17 protein-coding genes and 2 tRNA genes are annotated in these 19838 nt (G+C 72.4%); 10 read left to right on the top strand and 9 right to left on the bottom strand.

Translation table 11 applies throughout. The features are described 5' to 3' along the window. The first annotated feature begins 111 nt into the window (after nt 1–111). A complete protein-coding gene (locus tag ACWEBX_RS08790; protein WP_451884196.1) occupies nt 112–669 on the top strand; it encodes a hypothetical protein in 558 nt (185 codons plus the stop codon). 1 nt (nt 670) lies between these two features. After that, a complete protein-coding gene (locus ACWEBX_RS08785; RefSeq protein ID WP_451884195.1) occupies nt 671–1336 on the top strand; it encodes a class F sortase in 666 nt (221 codons plus the stop codon). Nucleotides 1337–1765: 429 nt separating this feature from the next. Here the strand turns inward: ACWEBX_RS08785 and ACWEBX_RS08780 are convergent. After that, nucleotides 1766–1839: transfer RNA gene (locus tag ACWEBX_RS08780), tRNA-Lys, on the bottom strand. A 183-nt stretch (nt 1840–2022) separates the two neighbouring features. On the opposite strand from ACWEBX_RS08780, the gene ACWEBX_RS08775 reads away from it, so the two are divergent. The 6 genes from ACWEBX_RS08775 to ACWEBX_RS08750 all read left to right on the top strand — a co-directional run bounded on the left by ACWEBX_RS08775 (nt 2023) and on the right by ACWEBX_RS08750 (nt 9877). Beyond that, nucleotides 2023–3363, top strand: a complete 1341-nt coding sequence (locus tag ACWEBX_RS08775) for a peptidoglycan-binding protein (protein WP_451884194.1) — start codon at nt 2023–2025, stop codon at nt 3361–3363. A gap of 60 nt (nt 3364–3423) precedes the next feature. Further along, the gene (locus tag ACWEBX_RS08770; protein ID WP_451884193.1) at nt 3424–4713 is read left to right on the top strand and encodes an SPFH domain-containing protein; all 1290 of its coding nucleotides are present in this window, start codon (nt 3424–3426) and stop codon (nt 4711–4713) included. 137 nt (nt 4714–4850) lie between these two features. Next, nucleotides 4851–5504, top strand: a complete 654-nt coding sequence (locus tag ACWEBX_RS08765; protein WP_451884192.1) for a lytic polysaccharide monooxygenase auxiliary activity family 9 protein — start codon at nt 4851–4853, stop codon at nt 5502–5504. A gap of 147 nt (nt 5505–5651) precedes the next feature. After that, nucleotides 5652–6122: a hypothetical protein gene (locus ACWEBX_RS08760; RefSeq protein ID WP_451884191.1), complete on the top strand. Its 471-nt coding sequence runs from the start codon at nt 5652–5654 to the stop codon at nt 6120–6122. A gap of 155 nt (nt 6123–6277) precedes the next feature. Further along, nucleotides 6278–8008, top strand: coding sequence for an AMP-binding protein (locus ACWEBX_RS08755; RefSeq protein ID WP_451884190.1), 1731 nt, complete (start codon nt 6278–6280; stop codon nt 8006–8008). A 555-nt stretch (nt 8009–8563) separates the two neighbouring features. Continuing rightward, nucleotides 8564–9877 (top strand): M18 family aminopeptidase, encoded by a 1314-nt coding sequence (locus tag ACWEBX_RS08750; protein ID WP_451884189.1) that lies wholly within the window; start codon nt 8564–8566, stop codon nt 9875–9877. A 68-nt stretch (nt 9878–9945) separates the two neighbouring features. On the opposite strand, the gene ACWEBX_RS08745 is transcribed toward ACWEBX_RS08750, so the two are convergent. The 7 genes from ACWEBX_RS08745 to ACWEBX_RS08715 all read right to left on the bottom strand — a co-directional run bounded on the left by ACWEBX_RS08745 (nt 9946) and on the right by ACWEBX_RS08715 (nt 15439). Beyond that, nucleotides 9946–10019 (bottom strand) — tRNA-Lys (locus ACWEBX_RS08745). Nucleotides 10020–10169: 150 nt separating this feature from the next. After that, on the bottom strand, nt 10170–10928 hold the full coding sequence (locus ACWEBX_RS08740; RefSeq protein WP_451884188.1) for an IclR family transcriptional regulator: 759 nt from the start codon (nt 10926–10928) through the stop codon (nt 10170–10172). Nucleotides 10929–11181: 253 nt separating this feature from the next. Then, nucleotides 11182–11982 (bottom strand): ectoine/hydroxyectoine ABC transporter ATP-binding protein EhuA, encoded by an 801-nt coding sequence (gene ehuA / locus ACWEBX_RS08735; RefSeq protein ID WP_451884187.1) that lies wholly within the window; start codon nt 11980–11982, stop codon nt 11182–11184. Further along, a complete protein-coding gene (gene ehuD / locus ACWEBX_RS08730) occupies nt 11972–12622 on the bottom strand; it encodes an ectoine/hydroxyectoine ABC transporter permease subunit EhuD (RefSeq protein ID WP_451884186.1) in 651 nt (216 codons plus the stop codon). The genes ehuA and ehuD overlap by 11 nt, the downstream gene beginning before the upstream one ends. 40 nt (nt 12623–12662) lie before the next feature. Next, on the bottom strand, nt 12663–13397 hold the full coding sequence (gene ehuC, locus ACWEBX_RS08725) for an ectoine/hydroxyectoine ABC transporter permease subunit EhuC (RefSeq protein ID WP_451884185.1): 735 nt from the start codon (nt 13395–13397) through the stop codon (nt 12663–12665). Then, the gene (ehuB, locus tag ACWEBX_RS08720; protein ID WP_451884184.1) at nt 13394–14323 is read right to left on the bottom strand and encodes an ectoine/hydroxyectoine ABC transporter substrate-binding protein EhuB; all 930 of its coding nucleotides are present in this window, start codon (nt 14321–14323) and stop codon (nt 13394–13396) included. Before ehuB ends, ehuC begins: the two co-directional genes overlap by 4 nt. A gap of 132 nt (nt 14324–14455) precedes the next feature. Then, the gene (locus ACWEBX_RS08715; RefSeq protein WP_451884183.1) at nt 14456–15439 is read right to left on the bottom strand and encodes a D-2-hydroxyacid dehydrogenase; all 984 of its coding nucleotides are present in this window, start codon (nt 15437–15439) and stop codon (nt 14456–14458) included. Nucleotides 15440–15683: 244 nt separating this feature from the next. Here ACWEBX_RS08715 and ACWEBX_RS08710 point away from each other — a divergent pair, with 244 nt between their 5' ends. Next, nucleotides 15684–16415, top strand: coding sequence for a maleate cis-trans isomerase family protein (locus ACWEBX_RS08710; RefSeq protein ID WP_451884182.1), 732 nt, complete (start codon nt 15684–15686; stop codon nt 16413–16415). A 198-nt stretch (nt 16416–16613) separates the two neighbouring features. Then, nucleotides 16614–17741 carry an LLM class flavin-dependent oxidoreductase gene (locus tag ACWEBX_RS08705; RefSeq protein ID WP_451884181.1) on the top strand — a complete coding sequence of 376 codons (1128 nt, stop codon included), beginning with the start codon at nt 16614–16616 and terminating at the stop codon, nt 17739–17741. On the opposite strand, the gene ACWEBX_RS08700 is transcribed toward ACWEBX_RS08705, so the two are convergent. Next, a complete protein-coding gene (locus tag ACWEBX_RS08700; RefSeq protein WP_451884180.1) occupies nt 17705–19660 on the bottom strand; it encodes a putative bifunctional diguanylate cyclase/phosphodiesterase in 1956 nt (651 codons plus the stop codon). The genes ACWEBX_RS08705 and ACWEBX_RS08700 overlap by 37 nt on opposite strands. Nucleotides 19661–19838: the final 178 nt, after the last annotated feature.

Below are 19838 nucleotides of genomic sequence, written 5' to 3'. Positions count from 1 at the left end.
GGAGATCGACCCCTCCTGACCCCGGCCCGCCGGAGCCCCGGTCGCCGGCCCTCCGTGAAGATGCGGGCCGCCGCCCGGAGGGGGAGTCTCCAGGTGTCTGGAGGTTTCACGATGCGCTCAATGCGTCTCACTCTCTGCGCCGGGGCGGTGGTCGCGGCCGGCTTCGTTCCCGCCGCGTACGCGGCCGACACGGGACCGGCCGGTGTGTCCGTGAACCCGGCGTCCCCGGCCGCCGGCAGCGACATCCGGCTGCGGGCCATGGGCTGCGCGGGGCGCACGGGCACCGCGGTGTCGGCCGCGTTCGTCTCGGACGCGCGGCTGACCGGCGGGGGCGGCGGCGGACTCGTCGGTGACACCCGCGTCCGTACCGCACTGCGCCCCGGCAGCTACGGCATCCGGGTCGACTGCGACGGCCACCGCGACCGGGTCAAGGGCACTCTCACCGTCCCGGCACCCGACTCCTCCCCGAGCGTCGGCACGCCCGCCTCGCCGGTCGCGCCCGTGAACGCGGGCGGCGGCGGAACCGCCCGGCTCGCCGCGGCGGACAACGACGCCCACGCGGCCGGACCCGGCACCCGGCAGGCCGTGGTCGGCCTGGTCCTCGCGAGCGCGGCCGCGATCGCCGTGGCGATCCGCAGCGCGCGCCGGGACGACGACGGCCGCGACTGACATGGCCGAACGGGAGCGTTCCCCCGGCACCGGACGTCTGCTGACCGGTGTGGCCTGGCTGGTCCTGCTGCTCGGGCTGTGGCTGTGGGGCCGCGAGGTGACGGATGTGCGGCTGGGGACGTCGGCACCGACGACGGGGGACATCGCGGCCGTCGGCCGGCCGCCTGAGGTGCGGCTGCCTCCCGCGCTCAAGCCCCTCGGCAGCGCCCGGCCGCAGCGCGTCGACATTCCCTCGATGGGGGTGCAGGCCCCCGTCGTGGCCCGTGGGCTCGACGGCCGGGGCGCCATCGATCCGCCGCCGTTCGACCAGCCGGGTGTCGTCGGCTGGTACGCGGCGGGGGCGAGGCCGGGGGCCGCCGGGACGGCGCTCATGGTCGGCCACGTCGACACCGAGACCCGGCCCGCGGTCTTCTACCGGCTCAGCACCGTCAAGCCCGGCGACACCGTCCGGGTCACGCGCGACGACGGGACGGTCGCCGAGTTCACCGTGGACGACGTCCAGGTGCTGCCGCGCGACCACTTCGACGCCCGACAGGCCTACGGGGTACGGGAGGCGGGGCGGGCCGAGCTGCGGCTGATCACCTGCGGCGGGACCTTCGACCGTGCCGACGGCAGCTACACGGCGAACGTGGTCGTCTCGGCTTATCTCACGGGGAGCGGGTTGTAGGGCGGAGGGCGCCGGGCGGGGCCGGGGGTGAGGCGGCTGGTGCTCGGCCGGGGCCGCGACGGGGCGGTACCGGGCCCGGTCGACGGCTGGTTTCCCCCCGAAGCCGCCGACCGGGCTGGTCCTCGACCGCACGCGCACGGGCTGCGGGAGTAGCCCGGCGTCGGCACGGGAGGTCCGGGGCCCGCCCACCGGAGTGACGCGGTCGGGCCGGAGCGGCCGACCTGATGTCGAGCCCACCTGAGGCCACCCTAGAACGGATGAGCGCCACCGTTCCTAGACTGTTTGACGCCAAGTCCGGAACGGGGGCGGCTCCGGCGAGCGGCTTTGGCGGACACCTTCGGCGAGCACCCCGGAGGACGGCGTCCGGGCAGGACGATCCGGGCATGACGAAGGGCCCCCTCGTTCATCACGAGGAGGCCCTCCGGTCGGTGCGCCGCCAGGGACTCGAACCCCGGACCCGCTGATTAAGAGTCAGCTGCTCTAACCAACTGAGCTAGCGGCGCCTGCTGACGGGAAAACTCTACCCGACCCGCGAGGGTGCTCCCGACCGGGTGTGCGGCTGCGGGGCAGGTCGGGGCGCTCCCGTACATCATTCGGACCGTCAGCGTGCGGCCGCGGATGCCAGTTGAGAAACTGACGAACGTGCAGAATTGCGACATTTCAATCTGGAGTGCGAGGGGCGCCACATGAAGACTCCGGTGTTCGAGGAAGTCGATCCCGCGAGTGACTGCGATTGCCCCGGATGTGTTCACTGGCGGCGTGTGCTGCCCCTCTCCTCACGGCTCGGGCCGTCCGGACCGCTGGGCCATCCGGCGGCCCGCGCCCATGTCCTCGCCCGCGCGGGGGTGGCGCGAACCCCCATGGCGCTCGCGCTGGCCGTCTCCGCGGGAGCCGTCCTCGGCGCGGTGCCGGCGGTCGCGGCCGTGCACGCGCCCGCCCGGCCCGGTCTTCCCCCGGCCGACGGGGACGTCGAGACCCCGCAGGGGCACCGGGCGCCGCTGCACGGCCCGGCGGGGAAGCCCGCGCTGCCCGTCAGGCCGGGCAAGGCGGTCCGGGGGCCCACCACCACGCGGGCCGCGATCATCAGCCGGGCCAGGACCTGGATCGACGCGCAGGTGCCGTACAACATGGACGACTACTGGCGGGACGGATACCGGCAGGACTGCTCCGGCTTCGTGTCGATGGCCTGGAACCTGGCGGGCAACGAATGGACGGGCAGTCTCGGCAGCTTCGGAGTGCGGATCACCCGGGACCGGCTCCAGCCGGGCGACATCCTGCTCTTCCACAACCCCGACAACCCGGAGAAGGGCTCGCACGTCGTCGTCTTCGGCGGCTGGACGGACTACACGCACACGCAGTACGTCGCCTACGAGCAGGCCCCGCCGCACGCCAGGAGGCAGTCCACCCCGTACGCGTACTGGACGAACTCGGACCGCTACGTGCCCTACCGCTACCGGGGGATCACGGAGGGCGCGGGCGGTCCGCCGCCGTCCACGTCGACCCGCTTTCCGGGGGCCGCGTACTTCGGGACCGGCGCGGACAACGCGTACGTCACCCAGCTCGGCCGGCTCCTGGTGGACCGGGGCGGGCGCCGCTTCTACACGAAGGGACCGGGGCCGCGCTGGTCGGCCGCGGACCGGCGGGCCACGCAGGCGTTCCAGCGGGCGCAGGGCTGGAAGGGAGCCGACGCGGACGGGCTGCCGGGGCCGAGGACCTGGTCGTACCTGGTCGGCAAGCAGGGCAGGAACATCCCCGCCGTGACGGCCGGACCGGGTTCCACGGGCACCGTGCCCGGCTATCCGGGACGTGCGGTGTTCCGGCCCGGAGCGAACGACGCCCAGGTGACCGCGCTGGGAAAGCAGCTCGTCAAGAAGGGTTTCGGCACGTACTACACGTCCGGTCCCGGGCCGCGCTGGGGCGAGGCGGACCGGCGCAACGTCGAGGCGTTCCAGCGGGCCCAGGGCTGGCGCGGCGGGGCGGCGGACGGCTATCCGGGACCGGAGACCTGGCGGCGGCTCTTCTCCTGAGCGGCCGGGTTCCCCACGGCTCGTGAACACACTTCCAGGCGCGGAGGCATGGAGGCAGCTATGAGTACGACGACGTCAGACACCCCGGAGTCCGAGGGGGCGGCTCCGGCGGAACCCCGGCCCGACACGGCGGCCGGGGGTGGCTGCGGTGACCGGTCCGACACTGCGGCCGAGGGGGGCGGCGACCGGTCCGACGCGGTGGCCGGGGGCGGCGGTCACCGGTCCGAGAGCGCGGCCGAGGGCGGCGGTGGTCACCGGTCCGCCCGGCTCATCCACAACGAGGTCACCACCGAGATCCCCGTCCACCTGCTCTTCCGCGACGACCCCGACCCGGTGTCCGTGCCGCTCGCGCCCGCCGTCGTGGGCCGCCGGCGCGGCACGGGGGAGCAGCCGAGGATCCGGCGGCCCGCGCCCGGCCGCCCTCCGCGCCCGGTGCCGGAGGCCGACCCCGAGCTGGTCGAACGGCCCGCACGCGTGCTGCCCGGAGCGGCGGGTGTGCTGGCCGGGGCCTGTGGTGTGGCCGGATGTGCCCTCACCACCTGGTGGGCGGGTCTCCTGCCGCCCTCCGTGCTGGCGGCGCTGGAGCTCCACGGGCACGCGGGCACCGGACTCGGGCCGGCGCAGTGGGCCGCGTACGCCGGTGCGGGCGCGGTCGCTCTGTTCGGCTTCGGCGGTCTCGCCCGGGGCCGGACCGGGCGGGCCTGGGTGCTCGGCCTGTTCGGGCGCTATCGCGGCACGGTCCGGCGCACGGGTCTGATGTGGGTCAACCCGCTGGTGCTGCGCCGCCGGGTCGACGTACGGCTGCGGCACTGGCGCAGCGAGCCGATGTCCGTGGTCGACGCGAACGGGATCGAGCTGCGGGTCGTCGTGCTCGTCGTGTGGCGCGTCAAGGACACCGCGCGGGCCACGCTCGCGGTCGACGACCACCGGACGTATCTGCGCGAATGCGTGGAGGCGGCCCTGTCGCGGGTGCTCTCGCAGCTTCCGGCCGAGCTGCCGCCCGCCGTGATCAGGGATCTGACCCTGCGCAACACGGACGCGGTCGGCGAGGCGCTGACCCGGATGGTGGCCGCGGACACGGCTCCCGTCGGCCTGGAGGTGTTCTCCGCGCAGCCGACCCGGATCGCGTACGCGCCGGAGATCGCCGCGGTGATGCAGCGCCGGCGGATCGCGGCCCTGGACGCCCAGCACCGCGACAGCGTGCTGGGCTCGGTCGTCGACTCGGTCGAGGACACGGTGACCCGGCTGACCCTGCGCGGGCTGGTCGAACTGGACGACTACGAGCGCAAGGCGTTGGTGAAGGACTTGACGGTGGCGTTCTGCACGGGGCGCGGGGAGGTCTCCTCGTAGGCGGCCGGGCGGGGCCGGCAGGTTCGCTATTGGTATGGACATGTTCAACTACCCGCAATAATCTGACACTTGGTCTAGACCTGAAATCGCGCGCACAGCTCACGGGAACATCCCCCACGTCCTCCAGGAGCGGCAGTATGCGCACACGGACGAACCACTTCCGCGCCGGCCGGCCCCGTACCGGCCGGAAGGCCAAGATGTACGCGGCGGCGCTCGGCCTCGCGACGGCAGGCACCTTCGTGCTCTCCACCGGCGGAGCCAGCGCCCACGGCTACACCGACCAGCCCCTCAGCAGGCAGAAGATGTGCGCCGCGAACGGCGGCATCGTGGCCAACTGCGGTGACATCCAATGGGAGCCGCAGAGCGTCGAGGGCCTCAAGGGCTTCCCGGCGGCGGGCCCGGCCGACGGGCGGATCTGCTCCGCCGGCCACACCAACTTCGGCCAGCTCGACCAGCCGAAGACCCCAGCGGGCACGGCCTGGCCGACGACCAAGGTCACCGCGGGCCAGACCTACACGTTCCGCTGGCAGTTCACCGCCATGCACGCGACCACCGACTTCAAGTACTTCATCACCAAGACCGGCTGGAACCAGAACCACGCGCTGACCCGCGCGGACCTGGAGACCACCCCGTTCCTGACGGTCCCCTACAACGGACAGCGCCCCCCGTCCACGCTCACGCACACCGGCACGCTGCCCAGCGGCAGGACAGGGCACCACGTCGTCCTCGGGGTGTGGACGGTCGCCGACACGACGAACGCGTTCTACTCCTGCGCGGACGTCACGTTCTGAGCCCCGGACACCCGGGTTGCCATCCCCGGGCGCCCGAGTTCTGAGCCTTATCTGAGGCGCGAGGGCCACCGGTGCGGGTATGTTCCCCGCACGTCGACTCGACCAAGTCGGCGTGCGGGGAACCACATCGACCACCGGGGGACCGTCATGAGTGTGATCTTCTATGCCATACCCAGCCTGATCATCGCCGTGGTGCTGCTGGCGGCGGCCAGAATCGTGCGCCGCTCGCTGGAACTGCGCAGCGCCTGGAGCAGCGGACTGACCGCGGAGGCGCGCTGTCTGCGCTCGTACACGACGGTCAGCGGGGGCGGCAACGACACCTCCGTCACCACGACCCTGCACCACGTCTACGAGTTCACGACGCGTGAGGGCGTCGTGGTCCGCTTCAAGGAGGCCAACGGCCGCGCGACGGTCGTCGAAGGGGACATCGTCCTCGTGTACTACACCGCCTCGCAGCCGGAGAAGGCGACGGCGCAGCCGCCGAGCCAGACCAGGGCGGCCGTGGGCACCTTCGGCCTGCTGGTGTTCTTCGGTCTGATCGTCAGCGGCTGCATCGGCTTCATGGTCACCTACCACCAGGTGGCCTCGGGCATCGACGGGTTGTTCGGCGGGGTGTAGTGCCGGTCGCGGTGCCTGCCGGGCGCCTGCCGCCGTGAGTCACGGTGCCGGCCGGGGCCCGGACGGCGCGGGCGGGGCCGGACGGCGCGGGGCCGGGGGCCGGAGGGCGTGCACGACCCTCCTCATCTGACGGACCGTCAATTACGGTACGGCTCATGGGATCCAGCAGGCGCACCGTCGGTGAACTCGTGCGGGAGCGGTGGGGCGACCACCGGCCGGGGCTGTGGTTCGAGGGCCGGGTCGTCAGTCATCACCAGGTCGCGGCGGGAGCGGCGGCCCGCGCGGCACTGTTCGCCGAGCTGCTGCCGTCCGGCGCGGAGCCGCACGTGGGGGTGCTGCTCGACAACACCCCCGAATACCCCCTGTGGCTGGGGGCGGCCGCTCTCGCCGGTGCCGCCGTCGCGGGGATCAACCCGACCCGGCGCGGACCCGAACTGGCCCGGGACATCCTGCACACCGAGTGCCGGGTGCTCGTCACCGAGCGGGCCCACCTGCCGCTCCTCGACGGACTCGAACTCCCTGACGTGCGGGTCCTGGTGACCGGCACGGACGCCTACGCCGAGCTTCTGAAGGAGTACGAGGGCGCGAAGCCGGACGAGGGCGGGGCGAGCCCGGACAGCCGCTTCCTGCTGCTCTTCACGTCCGGTTCGACCGGCGCGCCCAAGGCCGCGATCTGCACCCAGGGCAGGATCGCGGCAGCCGGCCGCTCGCTCGCCGGCCACTTCGGGGTGCGCGCGGACGACACCCACTACATCTGCATGCCGATGTTCCACGGCAACGCCGTGATCGCCGACTGGGCCCCCGCGCTGGCGGCCGGTGCGGGGATCGCGCTGCGGCGCCGCTTCTCGGCCTCCGGGTTCCTGCCTGACGTACGGGCCTGTGGGGCCACGTACTTCACCTACGTCGGCCGTGCCGTGCAGTACCTCCTGGCCACGCCCGCCCGCCCCGACGACCGCGACAACCCGCTGCGCCTGGGATTCGGGACGGAGGCCGGGGCGGTCGACGCGGCCGCCTTCGAGAAGCGCTTCGGAGCTCGGCTCGTGGAGGGCTACGGGTCCTCCGAGGGCGGCGCCGCCGTCCAGCGCACGCCCGGCACCCCGGCCGGGGCGATCGGCCGGGCGGCGCCCGCGGACGACCTCGCGGTGATCGACCCGGACACCCGGCGCGAGTGCCCGCCGGCCGTCTTCGCCGAGGACGGGCGTCTGCTCAACGGAGGCGACGCGATAGGGGAGTTGGTGAACCGGGGCGCCAGTCTCTTCGAGGGGTACTGGCGCAATCCCGAGGCCGAGGCGGCCCGGCGCCGGGGAGCGCCGCCCGCACCGGGGGAGGGGAACGGCGGGGAACGGAAGGCGGAGGAGGGGAACGGCGGGGCGGGAGAGGGCTGGTACTGGACCGGTGACCTCTTCTACCGCGACGCTGACGGCTTCCTCTACTTCGCCGGACGGGCCGACGACCGGCTGCGCGTCGACAGCGAGAACCTCGCCGCCGCGATGATCGAGAACATCCTCGCGCGGTACGAGGACGCCGCCGCCGTCGCGGTCTACGCGGTACCGGATCCGGTGGCGGGCGACCAGGTGATGGCGGCCCTGGCCCTGAAGGAGGGCGCCCGTTTCGGTCCCTCGCCCTTCATCGCGTTCCTGCTCGCCCAGCCGGATCTGGGCACGAAGATGGCACCCCGGTTCCTGCGGATCGTGGAACGGATGCCCGTCACCGCCACCAACAAGATCCACCGGGTGGCGCTGCGGCGCGAGGGCTTCCGCTGTGCCGACCCGGTGTGGTGGCGGCCGCCGGGCGAACCGGGGTACCGGAGACTCACGGCGGCGGACGTGGACGGCCTGGTGGCCCGGTACCGGGCGCACGGCCGGGAGGAACTGCTGACGCGATAGCCGCCGGGACGGATCGGGACCTGGGCTCCAGCGGCGCACGAGCGGGCCTCGTCCCGGGCCTGGTACTCGTACAGGTCCGGGGCCGGTGACCTTCGTCCCGGGTGGTCCGGCGGAGGGGTGACCGTCGTCCCGGATGGTCCGGGGGCACGGGGGCGTCCGTCCCGGATGGTCCGCGAGGGCCGTGACGCCCGGCGGTGTCTTGTGAACGGTGGCGACACGAGGCATCCCGGCCGCTTTCCGCGGGGAGGATATCCGGGCACGTGTGCCGAGGGGCCTGTGCGCCACGGGCCCGAGCCGAGGGAAGAAGGGCGTTGCGTTGCCTGATCCGGGTCGCGGACTCGTCAGCCGCGGGGCGATGCCGCCCCGGCTCACGTCCGTGCCGGGGACGCCGGTGGTGTCGCCGGTGCCGGGGCCCGGAGCCGGCCGGGGACGTGTCATGCCCCCGCGCCCCAGGCCGCCCCCGGGAGGACCGCCGCCCCAGCCGGCCCGTGTGCCCCACCGGCCGGTCCGACGCTCCGCCACCCCCACTCCCTCGACGGCACCCGAAAGGCCATCATGTCCCCCACGCATGACCCGCTCGACCGCGGACACAACGACGACCTGCTCGGGTTCGTCAGAGCCAGCCCCTCGCCGTACCACGTGGTGGCGAGCGCGGCGCAGCGCCTGGAGAAGGCGGGTTTCGCGGAGGTGCGGGAGCGGGACGAGTGGACGGCCGGTGCCGAGGGAGGCCGCTATGTCGTACGCGGGGGAGCACTCGTCGCCTGGTACGTCCCGCCGGGCGCCCCCGCCGCCACCCCGTTTCGGATCGTCGGCACGCACACCGACTCGCCGAACCTGCGGGTGAAGCCCACGCCGGACACCGGCTCGGCGGGGTGGCGGCAGATCGCCGTGGAGATCTACGGCGCGTTGCCGCTCAACACCTGGCTCGACCGGGACCTCGGCGTCTCGGGGCGGCTGGTCCTGCGTGACGGTTCGACCCGGCTGGTCCGCGTCGACAAGCCGCTGCTGCGGGTGCCGCAGCTCGCCATCCACCTCGACCGGACCGTGAACGAGGGGCTCGCCCTGGACCGGCAGCGGCACATGACCCCGCTGTGGGGGCTCGGCGGCTCCGCGCCCGGCGCGCTGCTCGGCCGGGTCGCGGACGAGGCGGGCGCCGACGCCTCGGAGGTCCTCGGCTGGGACCTCATGCTGCACGACATCCAGCGGCCGGGATATCTGGGCGCGGACGAGGAGTTCATCGTCGCGCCACGCCTCGACAACCAGATCTCGGTGCACGCGGGTGTCACCGCCCTGGTCGCGGCGGCCGGCTCGGAACGGCCGCCCGCCTCCATACCGGTGCTCGCCGCCTTCGACCACGAGGAGGTCGGCAACGGATCGGAGTCCGGAGCCGAGAGCCCCTTCCTGGAGCGGGTGCTCGGCCGCTCCGTGACCGCGCGGGGCGGCGGCCGGGAGGACTTCGACCGTGCCCTCGCCGGTGCCCTGTGCGTCTCCTCCGACATGACCCACGCGGTCCACCCCAACTACGCCGAACGGCACGACCCGGACCACCGTCCGCTGCCCAACGGCGGTCCCGTGATCAAGGTCAACGTCAATCAGCGGTACGCCAGCGACGGTGTCGGGGTCGCCGCCTTCGCCGCGGCCTGCGAACGGGCCGGGGTGCCGTATCAGCCGTTCGTCTCGAACAACGCGATGCCGTGCGGGACGTCGATCGGTCCGGTCATCGGGGCCCGTCTCGGTGTGACGACGGTCGATGTGGGGGTGGCCGGGCTGTCGATGCACTCGGCGCGCGAACTGTGCGGGGCACGGGATCCGGAACTGCTGGCGCGGGTGCTGACGGAGTTCGTCACGGCGGGGCCGTCCGGGGGATGAGCACGGGCGTCTGAGGCTCCCGGAGACGCGTGAAGGCCCCCCACTGATGTGGAGGGCCTTCACCAAGGTGCGCCGCCAGGGACTCGAACCCCGGACCCGCTGATTAAGAGTCAGCTGCTCTAACCAACTGAGCTAGCGGCGCATGACTCCCGCCTTCCGCTTCTGCGGTCGGCGACGAAGGAAATACTACCTGGTCCGCGCGGGTGTTTCCGACCAGCCGCGCGGACCACGCGCGCCGACCACTCGTGCGGGCCCGTACGAGCTGTGCGCGGGCCCGGTGCGGTGGCGGCCGTCAGATCGCGAGGGACAGCAGCACCGGGGTCGCGCCGCGGTTCAGGGTGTCCGCGGCGCGGCGGAGCCGGTGGGCGTGTTCGACCGGGAGCGAGAGGGCGAGGCAGCCGACGGAGGAGCCTGCGGTGATCGGGACGGCCGCGCAGACCGTGCCGATCGCGTACTCCTGGAGGTCGAGCACGGGCACGGTGGCCGGCTGGGAGTCGAGGCGGGACAGCAGGAGCCGCTCGCTGGTGATGGTCCGCGAGGTGAGCCGGGCCATCTTGTGGCGGGCGAGGTGGTCGCGGCGGCCGTTGTGGTCGAGCTGGCCGAGAAGGCTCTTGCCGACCGCGCTGGCGTGGGCGGAGGAGCGGAAGTCGACCCATTCGTTGACCGCGGGAGTGGTCGGGCTCTCCGCGTACTGGGTGACGTGCACCTCGCCGTCGATGTAGCGGCTGATGTAGATCGCGGCGCCGACCGAGTCGCGGAGCCGGTCGATCGTCTGCTGGAGTGTGTCGCGCAGCGCCTGCTCGCGGCCGTGGGCGGAACCGAGACGGCCGAGGGCGGCGCCGGTGACGTACGCGCCGTCCGTGACCTGCTCGACGTAGTCCTCCCTGCGCAGCATGCGCAGCAGAGCGGTCAGCCGGTCGGCGCCGAGGCCGGCCCGGCGGGCGAGTTCGGTCGTGGTGACACCGGTGGTGTGCCGCGACAGCGTCTCCAGGACGCGCAGGGCGTCCTGGGCCGAGTTGTACGGCACGGTCGGCTCGTTCATCAGCGCCACGGTTTCCCCCTGCGCTTCATGGCCCGGCTCAAAAATGACGTCGGGCCGGACACCTGGGCTCACTACACGATAACGGTCAAGGCGCCATCTGTGGCGGTCCGTTGACGACATTGGTGGTGCGCTCCATGCCTCTCAGCAGGAGCGCACCACCCTGGCATATGCCAAAGGCATGGCACTTCGGGCATGCCCCACTCGCGGGACCTCGTGCCTTGCCGGCCGCGCTCCCCAGCCGCCCGTCGGTCGCTCCCCGACCTCAGAGGACCGCGCCGAGGAATTCCCTGGTCCGTTCGTGCTCCGGGTCGCTGAAGATCTGCTCCGGCGTGCCGGATTCGATGACATGACCGGAATCGAACATCAGCACCTGGTCCGAGATGTCCCTGGCGAAATTCATCTCGTGGGTCACACAGAGCATCGTGATGTCCGTGGTGTGGGCGATGTCGCTCAGGACGTCGAGGACGCCCGCGACCAGTTCGGGATCGAGCGCGGACGTCACCTCGTCCAGGAGCAGCACCTGCGGGCGCATCGCCAGCGCGCGGGCGATGGCCACGCGCTGCTGCTGGCCGCCGGACAGCCGGCCCGGCCGCGCGTCGCACTTGTCCGCGAGACCGACCAGGTCCAGCAGTCCGCGGGCCCGTTCCTCGGCCTCGTCCCGGGACAGGCCGAGGACGGTCACGGGTGCCTCGGTGACGTTTCTGAGCACGCTCATGTTCGGGAACAGGTTGAACTGCTGGAAGACCATTCCGATCTTCTTGCGGACCTCGCGGACCTGCTTCCCCTGTGCGGGGAAGAGCCGGTCCCCGGCGACCGTGATCGTGCCCTCGTCCGGCCGGGTCAGGGTCATCAGCAGCCGCAGGATCGTCGTCTTGCCGGAACCGGACGGGCCGATCAGCGTGACGTGCTTGCCGGAGTCGACGCGGAAGTCGAGGTCGTCGAGGACGGTGTTGTCCCCGAAGCGCTTGGTGACCTTGTCGAAGCGGATCAGCTCGCTGCCGTCCACCGGGGGATTGGCGAGGTCGTCCAGGGGGCTGGTTCCGGTGTTCGTCTCAGCGGACAAGGCGTCGCTCCAGGGCTCGCAGCAGCAGGGAAGCCGGGTAGGAAATGAGGATGAAGGCCACACCGATGACCGTGAGCGGCTCCGTGAACTGGAAGTGCTGCTGCGAGTACAGCCGCGCCTCGCCGAGCATCTCCAGCACGGTGATCGTCATGAGCAGCGGGGTGTCCTTGAGCATCGCGATGACGTAGTTGCCGAGCGCCGGCACCACACGGCGGACCGCCTGCGGCAGGATCACCGCCGTCCAGGTGCGCCGCGCGGGCAGGCCGAGCGCCGTGGCCGCCTCCCACTGTCCGGCGGGCACGCCCTCGATGCCGGCCCGGTAGACCTGCATCGTGTACGTCGAGTAGTGCAGCCCGATCGCGATCACACCGGTGGTCAGCGCGGAGAACGTGATGTTCCACTCGGGCAGCACGTAGAAGAGGAAGAAGAGCTGCACCAGCAACGGGGTGTCGCGCACGAACTCGGTGGCCACCCCGACCGGCCAGCGCACCCAGCGTGTCGGCGTCCGCATCAGCAGCGCCCACACCAGGCCGAGGGCGAACGAGATCACCGAGCCGAGGGCCAGCGCCTGAAGCGTGACCAGCAGACCGTCCCGGAAGTGCGGCATGAAGTCGCCGACGGCGTTCCAGTCCCAGGTCACGCGGCACCACCGATCGTCGTCTCCATGAAGGGTGTGCCGCTCATGAGGCACCTCCGCCCGCGGCCGCGCCGGCGCCCGCGCCGGCCGTCGCGGTCCGCTTCGCCTCGCGGGCCGGCATGCTGTCCGACGTCCTGCCGACCCCGGCCTTGAGCCGCTTCTCCAGGCCGCGCATCAGCCGGGTGAGCAGGAAGGCGATGACGAAGTAGATGAGCAGGACGTACGTGTAGACCTCCGCGCTCTGCTGGAGGGCGAGCCGCACCAGGTTGGCGCTGAAGGTCAGATCGCCCATGCCCATCACGGAGACGAGCGCCGTGCCCTTGAGCAGTTCGACCAGCAGGTTGGAGAAGGGCGGGATCATCTCCGGCACCGCCTGCGGCAGCAGGATCAGCCGCATCCGCTGCCAGGGCGTGAAGCTGAGCGCGATCCCGCCCTCGCGCTGCGCCGGGTCGACCGCGGTCAGCGCGCCGCGCACGATCTCCGATCCGTACGCCCCGTACGTCAGCCCGAGCGCCAGCGTGCCCGCCCACAGCGGGACGAGCTGCCAGCCGAAGGCGAGCGGCAGCACGAAGTACACCCAGAAGATCATGATCAGCGCGGAGGTGCCGCGGAACACCTCGGTGTAGAAGCCCGCGAGGAAGCGGACGATCCATGACCGCGAGGTGCGGGCGATTCCTGCCAGGAAGGACATGGCTCCGGCCAACAGTGCGCTGAGGAACAGCAGTTGGATGGTGACCCAGATCCCTTCGAGGACGAGTTTCCAGAGTCCCGATGTCATCCGCGGCACAGCTCCTTCGCGGTCATGTCGGTCATCTCGGCCTTGGTGAAGCCGAACGGCCGCAGGATGCGGAAGAGTTCGCCGCTCTCCTTCATCTTCCGCAGCTCGGCGTTGAAGGCGTCCCGCAGCCGCGTCTCCGGCGAACGGAAGGCGAAACCGCCGCCGTCGACGTGCGGCTTGCCTTTGACCAGCGGTGCGAAGGGCCTGGTGCTCTCGGTCTTCGCGGAGTTCCGCACCACCTCGCGGACGGTCAGCGCCGTCCCCGCGAAGACGTCGGCGCGCCCCGCCTCGACCGCGTTCAGCCCGGCCACCTGGTCGGGCACGATCAGGATGTCGCTCTCCTCGTACCCGGCCTCGACGGCGTACTGGATCTCCGCGTAGCCGGTCCCGGTCGCGAAGGTGGCCTTCTTCGCCACGACGTCCCGGTAGTCCCGCAGCCCCTTCGGATTGCCCTTGCGCACGATGAACGCGTCGAGCATCTGATAGTCGGGGTCGGCGAAGATGACCTGCTCGCAGCGCTCCGCATTGATGTACATCCCCGCGGAGACGACGTCGAACTGCTGCGAGTCCAGCCCGGGTATGAGGGAACCGAACTCGGTCGGCACCGGCTGGACGCGGTCGACTCCCAGCCGCTTGAACACGGCCTTGGCGAGTTCCGGCGCCTCTCCGGTGAGCCGGCCGTCCCGGTCGATGTAGCCGAAGGGGATCTCGCCCGCGATGCCGAGCCGGACGACGCCCTGCGCCCTCAGCCGGTCGAGGAGATCACCGCCGTCCGTCGACGCCGCCGTGGCCACGCGACTGCAGCCGGCGGCGCCGAGCGCCCCGAGCGCCGCGACTCCCGCGAGCAGCGACCGGCGGGTCGTCCCGGACGGCGGTCTGTCGTGTCCTGTTGCATTCGCACATGCTTTCCCAAGTGGTGGAGCCATGGCGGCGCGGCTACCCGGGACCATGCGATGTATGCGGTCCGGATTCGTCCTTGCGCCCGCGGTCGAGGAGTTGTACGGCATCGCTCGGCCGGTTCCGGACCGTCCCTCCCGGCGTGGTCCCTCCGGGGCGGTTCAGTGTCCCGGCACGTACCCGCGCTGCTTGTCGACCACGTTCGACAGCGGCCTGCCCGCGGCCCAGCGCTCGTACAACTCCACGAACTGCTCACCCAGTTCGTCCCGCCAGCCGACCGTGTCCCCGCTCATGTGCGGCGACACGATCAGACCCGGGACGTCCCACAACGGGCTGTCGTGGCCGAGCGGTTCGTGCTGGAAGACATCGAGGGCCGCGCCCGCGATCCACCGCTTCGACAGCGCCTCGGCGAGCGCCTCCTCGACGACGAGCCGACCGCGCCCGACATTGATGAAGCGGGCCGAGGGCTGCATCATCCCGAAGCGCCGGGCGTCGAACATGCCGCGTGTCTCCGTGGTGAGCGGCGCCGCGGACACCACCCAGTCGGCGCGCGCCATCAGCCGGTCCAGTTCCTCGGGCCCGTGGATCCCGGTGCGCGGGACGCGTCCCACCAGTGCCGTGGTGACACCGAGCGCCTTGAGCGTGCGCACGATCGCCCGCCCGATCGGCCCCGACCCCACCACACAGGCGCGGGTCCCGGCCACCCGCTGCGACTCCCGGTGCCGCCATTCGTGCCGGCGCTGGAGGTCCCAGGTCCGCGGAAGGTCCTTCGCCATGGCGAGGACCAGAGCGGCCACGTACTCGGCGATCGGCCGGTCGAAGACACCGCGCGCGTTGGTCACCACCGTGTCGGAGGCGGCGAGCTCGGGACACATCAGATGGTCCACGCCCGCGCTCGCCGTGTGCACCCAGCCCGGCCGTGGCCCCTCGCCCGGCCAGGCGCGGCGTACGGCCTGCGAGGCGAAGTCCCACACGAGCAGCACGTCCGCGTCCGGCAGCCTCTCGGCGAGCGTGGACTCGTCGGCGTGCTCGATCCGCACCCGGCCGGTGAGCCGGCCCAGCCGGGGGAGCGGGTCGGCGTCCAGGACGAGCAGGGTGGCCGGGGCCGACGGGCGGGGCGCACCGGGGGACGTACGGGCGTTCATCAGGGGAACCCTTTCGCAAGGGGATCGACCACGCTCGCACCCGAACCCGCGGCCGTCAACACCGGCGTACGACGGCGTCCCCCGGTCGGAGGCGAACCCCGGAGACCGGTGATCTCGGCCAACCAGGTGGAGAAATGGGCGGCGCTGCGCCAACTGGGTACCCGGGCGGTGGGCCCTTGCCGGCGGCTGATTGACCGGGCCGCCCGGCGGGGACCGTATTTCCCGATGAACAGGAAGGTGGGGCATGACCGCACTCGGATTCCTCTACCCCGGCCACTCGGCCGAGGACGACTACCCGCGCATCGAGCAGCTCCTCGGCAGTGACATCCGCCTGGCCGTCGTGCACACGGACCTGGGCGAGGACACGCACGACGTGGACGCGCTCCGCGACACGGGCTCGGCGCAGCGACTCGCGGCGGGCGTCGAGGAGCTGCGCCTGTCCGGCGCGGAGGCCGTGGTCTGGGCGTGTGCGAGCGGCAGTTTCGTGTACGGCGTGCAGGGCGCCCACGAGCAGGTCCGCGGCCTCGCCAGGGCGGCCGGACTGCCCGCGTCCTCGACGTCCTTCGCCTTCGCGCACGCGGCGCGGGAGATCGGCGCGGACCGGGTCGCGATCGGGGCGGCCTGTCCCGACGACGTGGCCGCGCTCATCGCGCGGTTCCTGACGGAGACCGGAACGGAGGTGGCCGCGGTGCGCGGCTCCGGTGCCGTCACCCCCGCCGAGGTCGCCGGCTGGGACTACGGCAGGGTCCTCGCGCTGGCCCGGGAGGCCGATCATCCGGACGCCGACGCGATCCTCCTCCCCGACACGGCCCTGCACACCGCCTCCCACCTCACGGCCCTGGAGAAGGACCTCGCCAAACCGGTCCTCACCGCGGCCCAGGTCACGGTCTGGGAGGCCCTGCGCCTGACGGGCCGCAGGGTGAACGCCCCGGACCTGGGCACCCTCTTCACCCGGGAACCCATCGTCCAGGCGTGAAACTCCAGCCCCTCCGGCGTTTGAGGAGCGGGGTCCGGGGCGGAGCCCCAGGTACGGGACGGGTAGGGGCGGAGGGGGCGAAACAAGCCCCCAGCCCCACCCCGGGGAGCTCCCCAGCCCGCCCTCGGGGAATAAGCGGAGACACCCTCCTGTTCGCAACGCGAGGAGACGACGTACGCAAAACAGGAGGCACCCCCGGTGGACCAGACGGTGGACGAGACGCCCGAGACGGACGAGATCCGCGGCACGGCACGGGGCACCGCCCCCGTACCCCTGTCCGTACTGGACCTGGTCACGGTGGGCGCGGGCCGCACCGCGACCGACGCCCTCCGCACCAGCGTCGAGATCGCCCGCCTCGCGGAAAACCGCGGCTTCCACCGCTACTGGGTGGCCGAACACCACTCGATGCCCGGAGTGGCCAGCTCCTCGCCCGCGGTGATCCTCGCCCACCTCGCCGCCCACACGCACCGCATCCGGCTGGGCTCCGGCGGAGTGATGCTCCCCAACCACGCCCCTCTGGTCATCGCGGAGCAGTTCGGCACCCTGGAGGCGATGGCCCCGCACCGCGTCGACCTGGGCCTCGGCCGGGCCCCGGGCACGGACGGCGCCACGGCCGCCGCGCTGCGCCGCACCCAGCGGCCGGCCGAGGGCGCCGACGACTTCCCCGAACAGCTCGCGGAACTCGTCCGCTTCCTGGACGACGACTTCCCCGACGGCCACCCCTACACGCGGATCCACGCCGTCCCCGGGCCCGTCCAGGCGACCTCGCCGGGCGGTGTCCAGTCCCCGCACCGGCCCCCGGTCTGGCTGCTCGGTTCCTCCGGCTTCAGCGCCCGCCTCGCCGGTGCCCTCGGCCTCCCGTTCGCCTTCGCGCACCACTTCTCGGCGCAGAACACGATCCCGGCCCTCGACCTCTACCGCGAGTCCTTCCGGCCGAGCGCGGTCCTCGACGCCCCCTACGCCCTCATCGGCGTCTCCGCCCTGGCCGCCGACGAGGAGAAGGAGGCCCGCCGTCAGGTCCTGGCGGCCGCCCTGAGCATGGTCCGCCTGCGCACCGGGCGTCCCGGACTCGTGCCCACCCCGGAGGAGGCCGAGGCGTACGAATTCAGCCCGATGGAGCGGGAGTTCATCGGCTCCTGGAACGCGAACGTCATCCACGGCACCGCCGACGAGGTGCGCGCCGGCCTCGACGACCTCCAGAAGCGCACCGGCGCCGACGAGTTGATGATCACGGGCAACGCGCACAGCGGCGACGTACGGCTGCGCTCGTACGAACTGATCGCGGACGCCTACGGGTTGCCGGGGGAGCCGGCCGCCGAGGCCTGAGGGCGGTTCGCCGACATCAGGAGCGCGGAGATGCGTTCCGGCGCCACCGGCCGGGAGTACAACCACCCCTGGCCGGTGTCGCAGCCGATCCCGCGCAGCCGTGACGCCTGCGAGGCGGTCTCCACGCACTCGGCGGTGACCGTCAGGCCGAGCCGGTGGGCGAGCTGGATGAGCGCCTCGACGATGACCTCGTCGGCCGGGTTCGGGTGGGCGGAGGAGCCGTCGGCGTTCTCGTACTGGAAGCCGCGGACGAAGGAGCCGTCCAGCTTCAGCACGGACACCGGAAGCCTGCTCAGGTAGGCGAGGTTCGAGTAGCCGGTGCCGAAGTCGTCGATGGCGATGCGGACGCCCATGTCGCTGAGGGCCTGCAGCGCCTGGAGCGGCCGGCCGGCCGAGCCCATCACCGCCGACTCCGTCAGCTCCAACTGCAGCAGATGCGGGGCCAGTCCGGTCTCCGCGAGGATCTTCGCCACGTCCGCCACCAGGTCGGAGTCCCAGACCTGGCGCACGGCGACGTTCACACTGACGAAGATCGGCGGCGCGTCCGGACGGTCGAGCTGCCAACGGCGCGCCTGGCGGCAGGCGGTGGCCAGTACCCAGCGGCCGAGCTGGACGATCGAGCCGTTCTCCTCGGCGAGTCCGATGAACCGGTTCGGTGTGAGCGTCCCGAACCGCGGGTGGTTCCAGCGGACGAGCGCCTCGACGCCGTGCACCCCGCCGTCCTCCATGCCCACCAACGGCTGGTACTCCAGGGCGAATTCACCCCGCTCGACGGCCGAGCGCAGGGTGGACGACAGGGCCTGGCGGGTCATGCGGTGCGCGTTGCGCTCAGGGTCGAAGAGTGTCCAGCGGCCCTTGCCGTCCGCCTTCGCCCAGTACAGCGTGGTGTCCGCGGCCTGCATCAGACCGGTCGCGGTGGTGCCGGTGGCGCGCCGCTCGACGACCCCGATGGACGCCGACAGGGACAGCCGCTGCCCCGACAGGTCGAACGGCGCCTGGAGCGCCTTCAGCACGGACTCGGCGAGATCCGCCAACTGGTCGGTGCCCGTGGAGTCCTCGACGAGCAGGGCGAATTCGTCCCCGCCCAGCCGCGCCACCAGGGGAGCGGCCGCCCGTGTGAGGCCGGCCGCCTCGGCGCAGCGGGTCAGGCGCTCGGCGACCGCCGCGAGCAGCCGGTCCCCGACCCGGTGGCCGAGGGTGTCGTTGACCGCCTTGAACCCGTCCAGGTCCAGATAGCAGAGCCCGATCCGGCCGGTTCCGCACTCCTCGTACGCCTCCGCCTCCAGCGCCGCCGACAGGCGCTCGAAGAACAGGGTGCGGTTGGGCAGCCGGGTCACCGGGTCGTGCATCTGCAAGTGGCGCAGCCGCGCCTGGAGTTCACGCCGCGCGCCGATGTCGGTGACCGAGATCAGGACCGCCCGTTCCTGCGGGGGCAGGGGCGCGATCGTGACCTGCGCCCAGATCACATGGCCGTCGGGGTGCTTGAGCCGGCGGGTGCAGCGCAGCCGGGCCTGGCTGCCGCCCAGCATCTCGCGGTACGCGTGCCAGGTGCGGGCGTCGGAGGCCAGGTCCACCAGGTCGGCGGCGGCCCGCCCGGCCAGCGTCCGCGTCCCGGCGCCGAGCAGCGTGCTCAGCGCCTCGTTGGCGGTGACGACGAGGCCCTCGCGGTCGACGACCGCCATCGCGAGAGGAGCGGTGGCGAACGCCGCGTGGAAGGTGCGGAGTGACGTTCCGTCGGGAACCGCCGAGGGCGCGGGCGTCCCGGAGGGCGGCCCCGGCGTCACGGGCGGTACGGAGGGGGCGAGTGGGCCGGGAGAGGTCCCGGCGGACGTACGAGAAGACGTGTTTACGTGACGTTCTGTGACGGCCGGCCGGACGAGGTCCCCCGCGGGCGCCGGCCCTTCGGACGTTCCGCTCACCGTTCGCTCCCGCAGTGCACTCGTTCTTCGTATGGGTCTCTCAGGGCGGTCGGCCGGTGATGGGCGGCCGCACAAGCCGTGTCCGTGCAGGAAAGTGTGCCGATCATAGAGGCTGCCCCCGAAACGGTGCGGCCACTGTCCAGTGTCCAGGAACAACCACCTGTTCTGACAGATCGTT

This window comes from Streptomyces sp. NPDC005070 (genome assembly GCF_053600395.1).
Note: the sequence above shows the minus strand (reverse complement) of the source record. Positions and strands in the feature narration are given on the sequence as shown.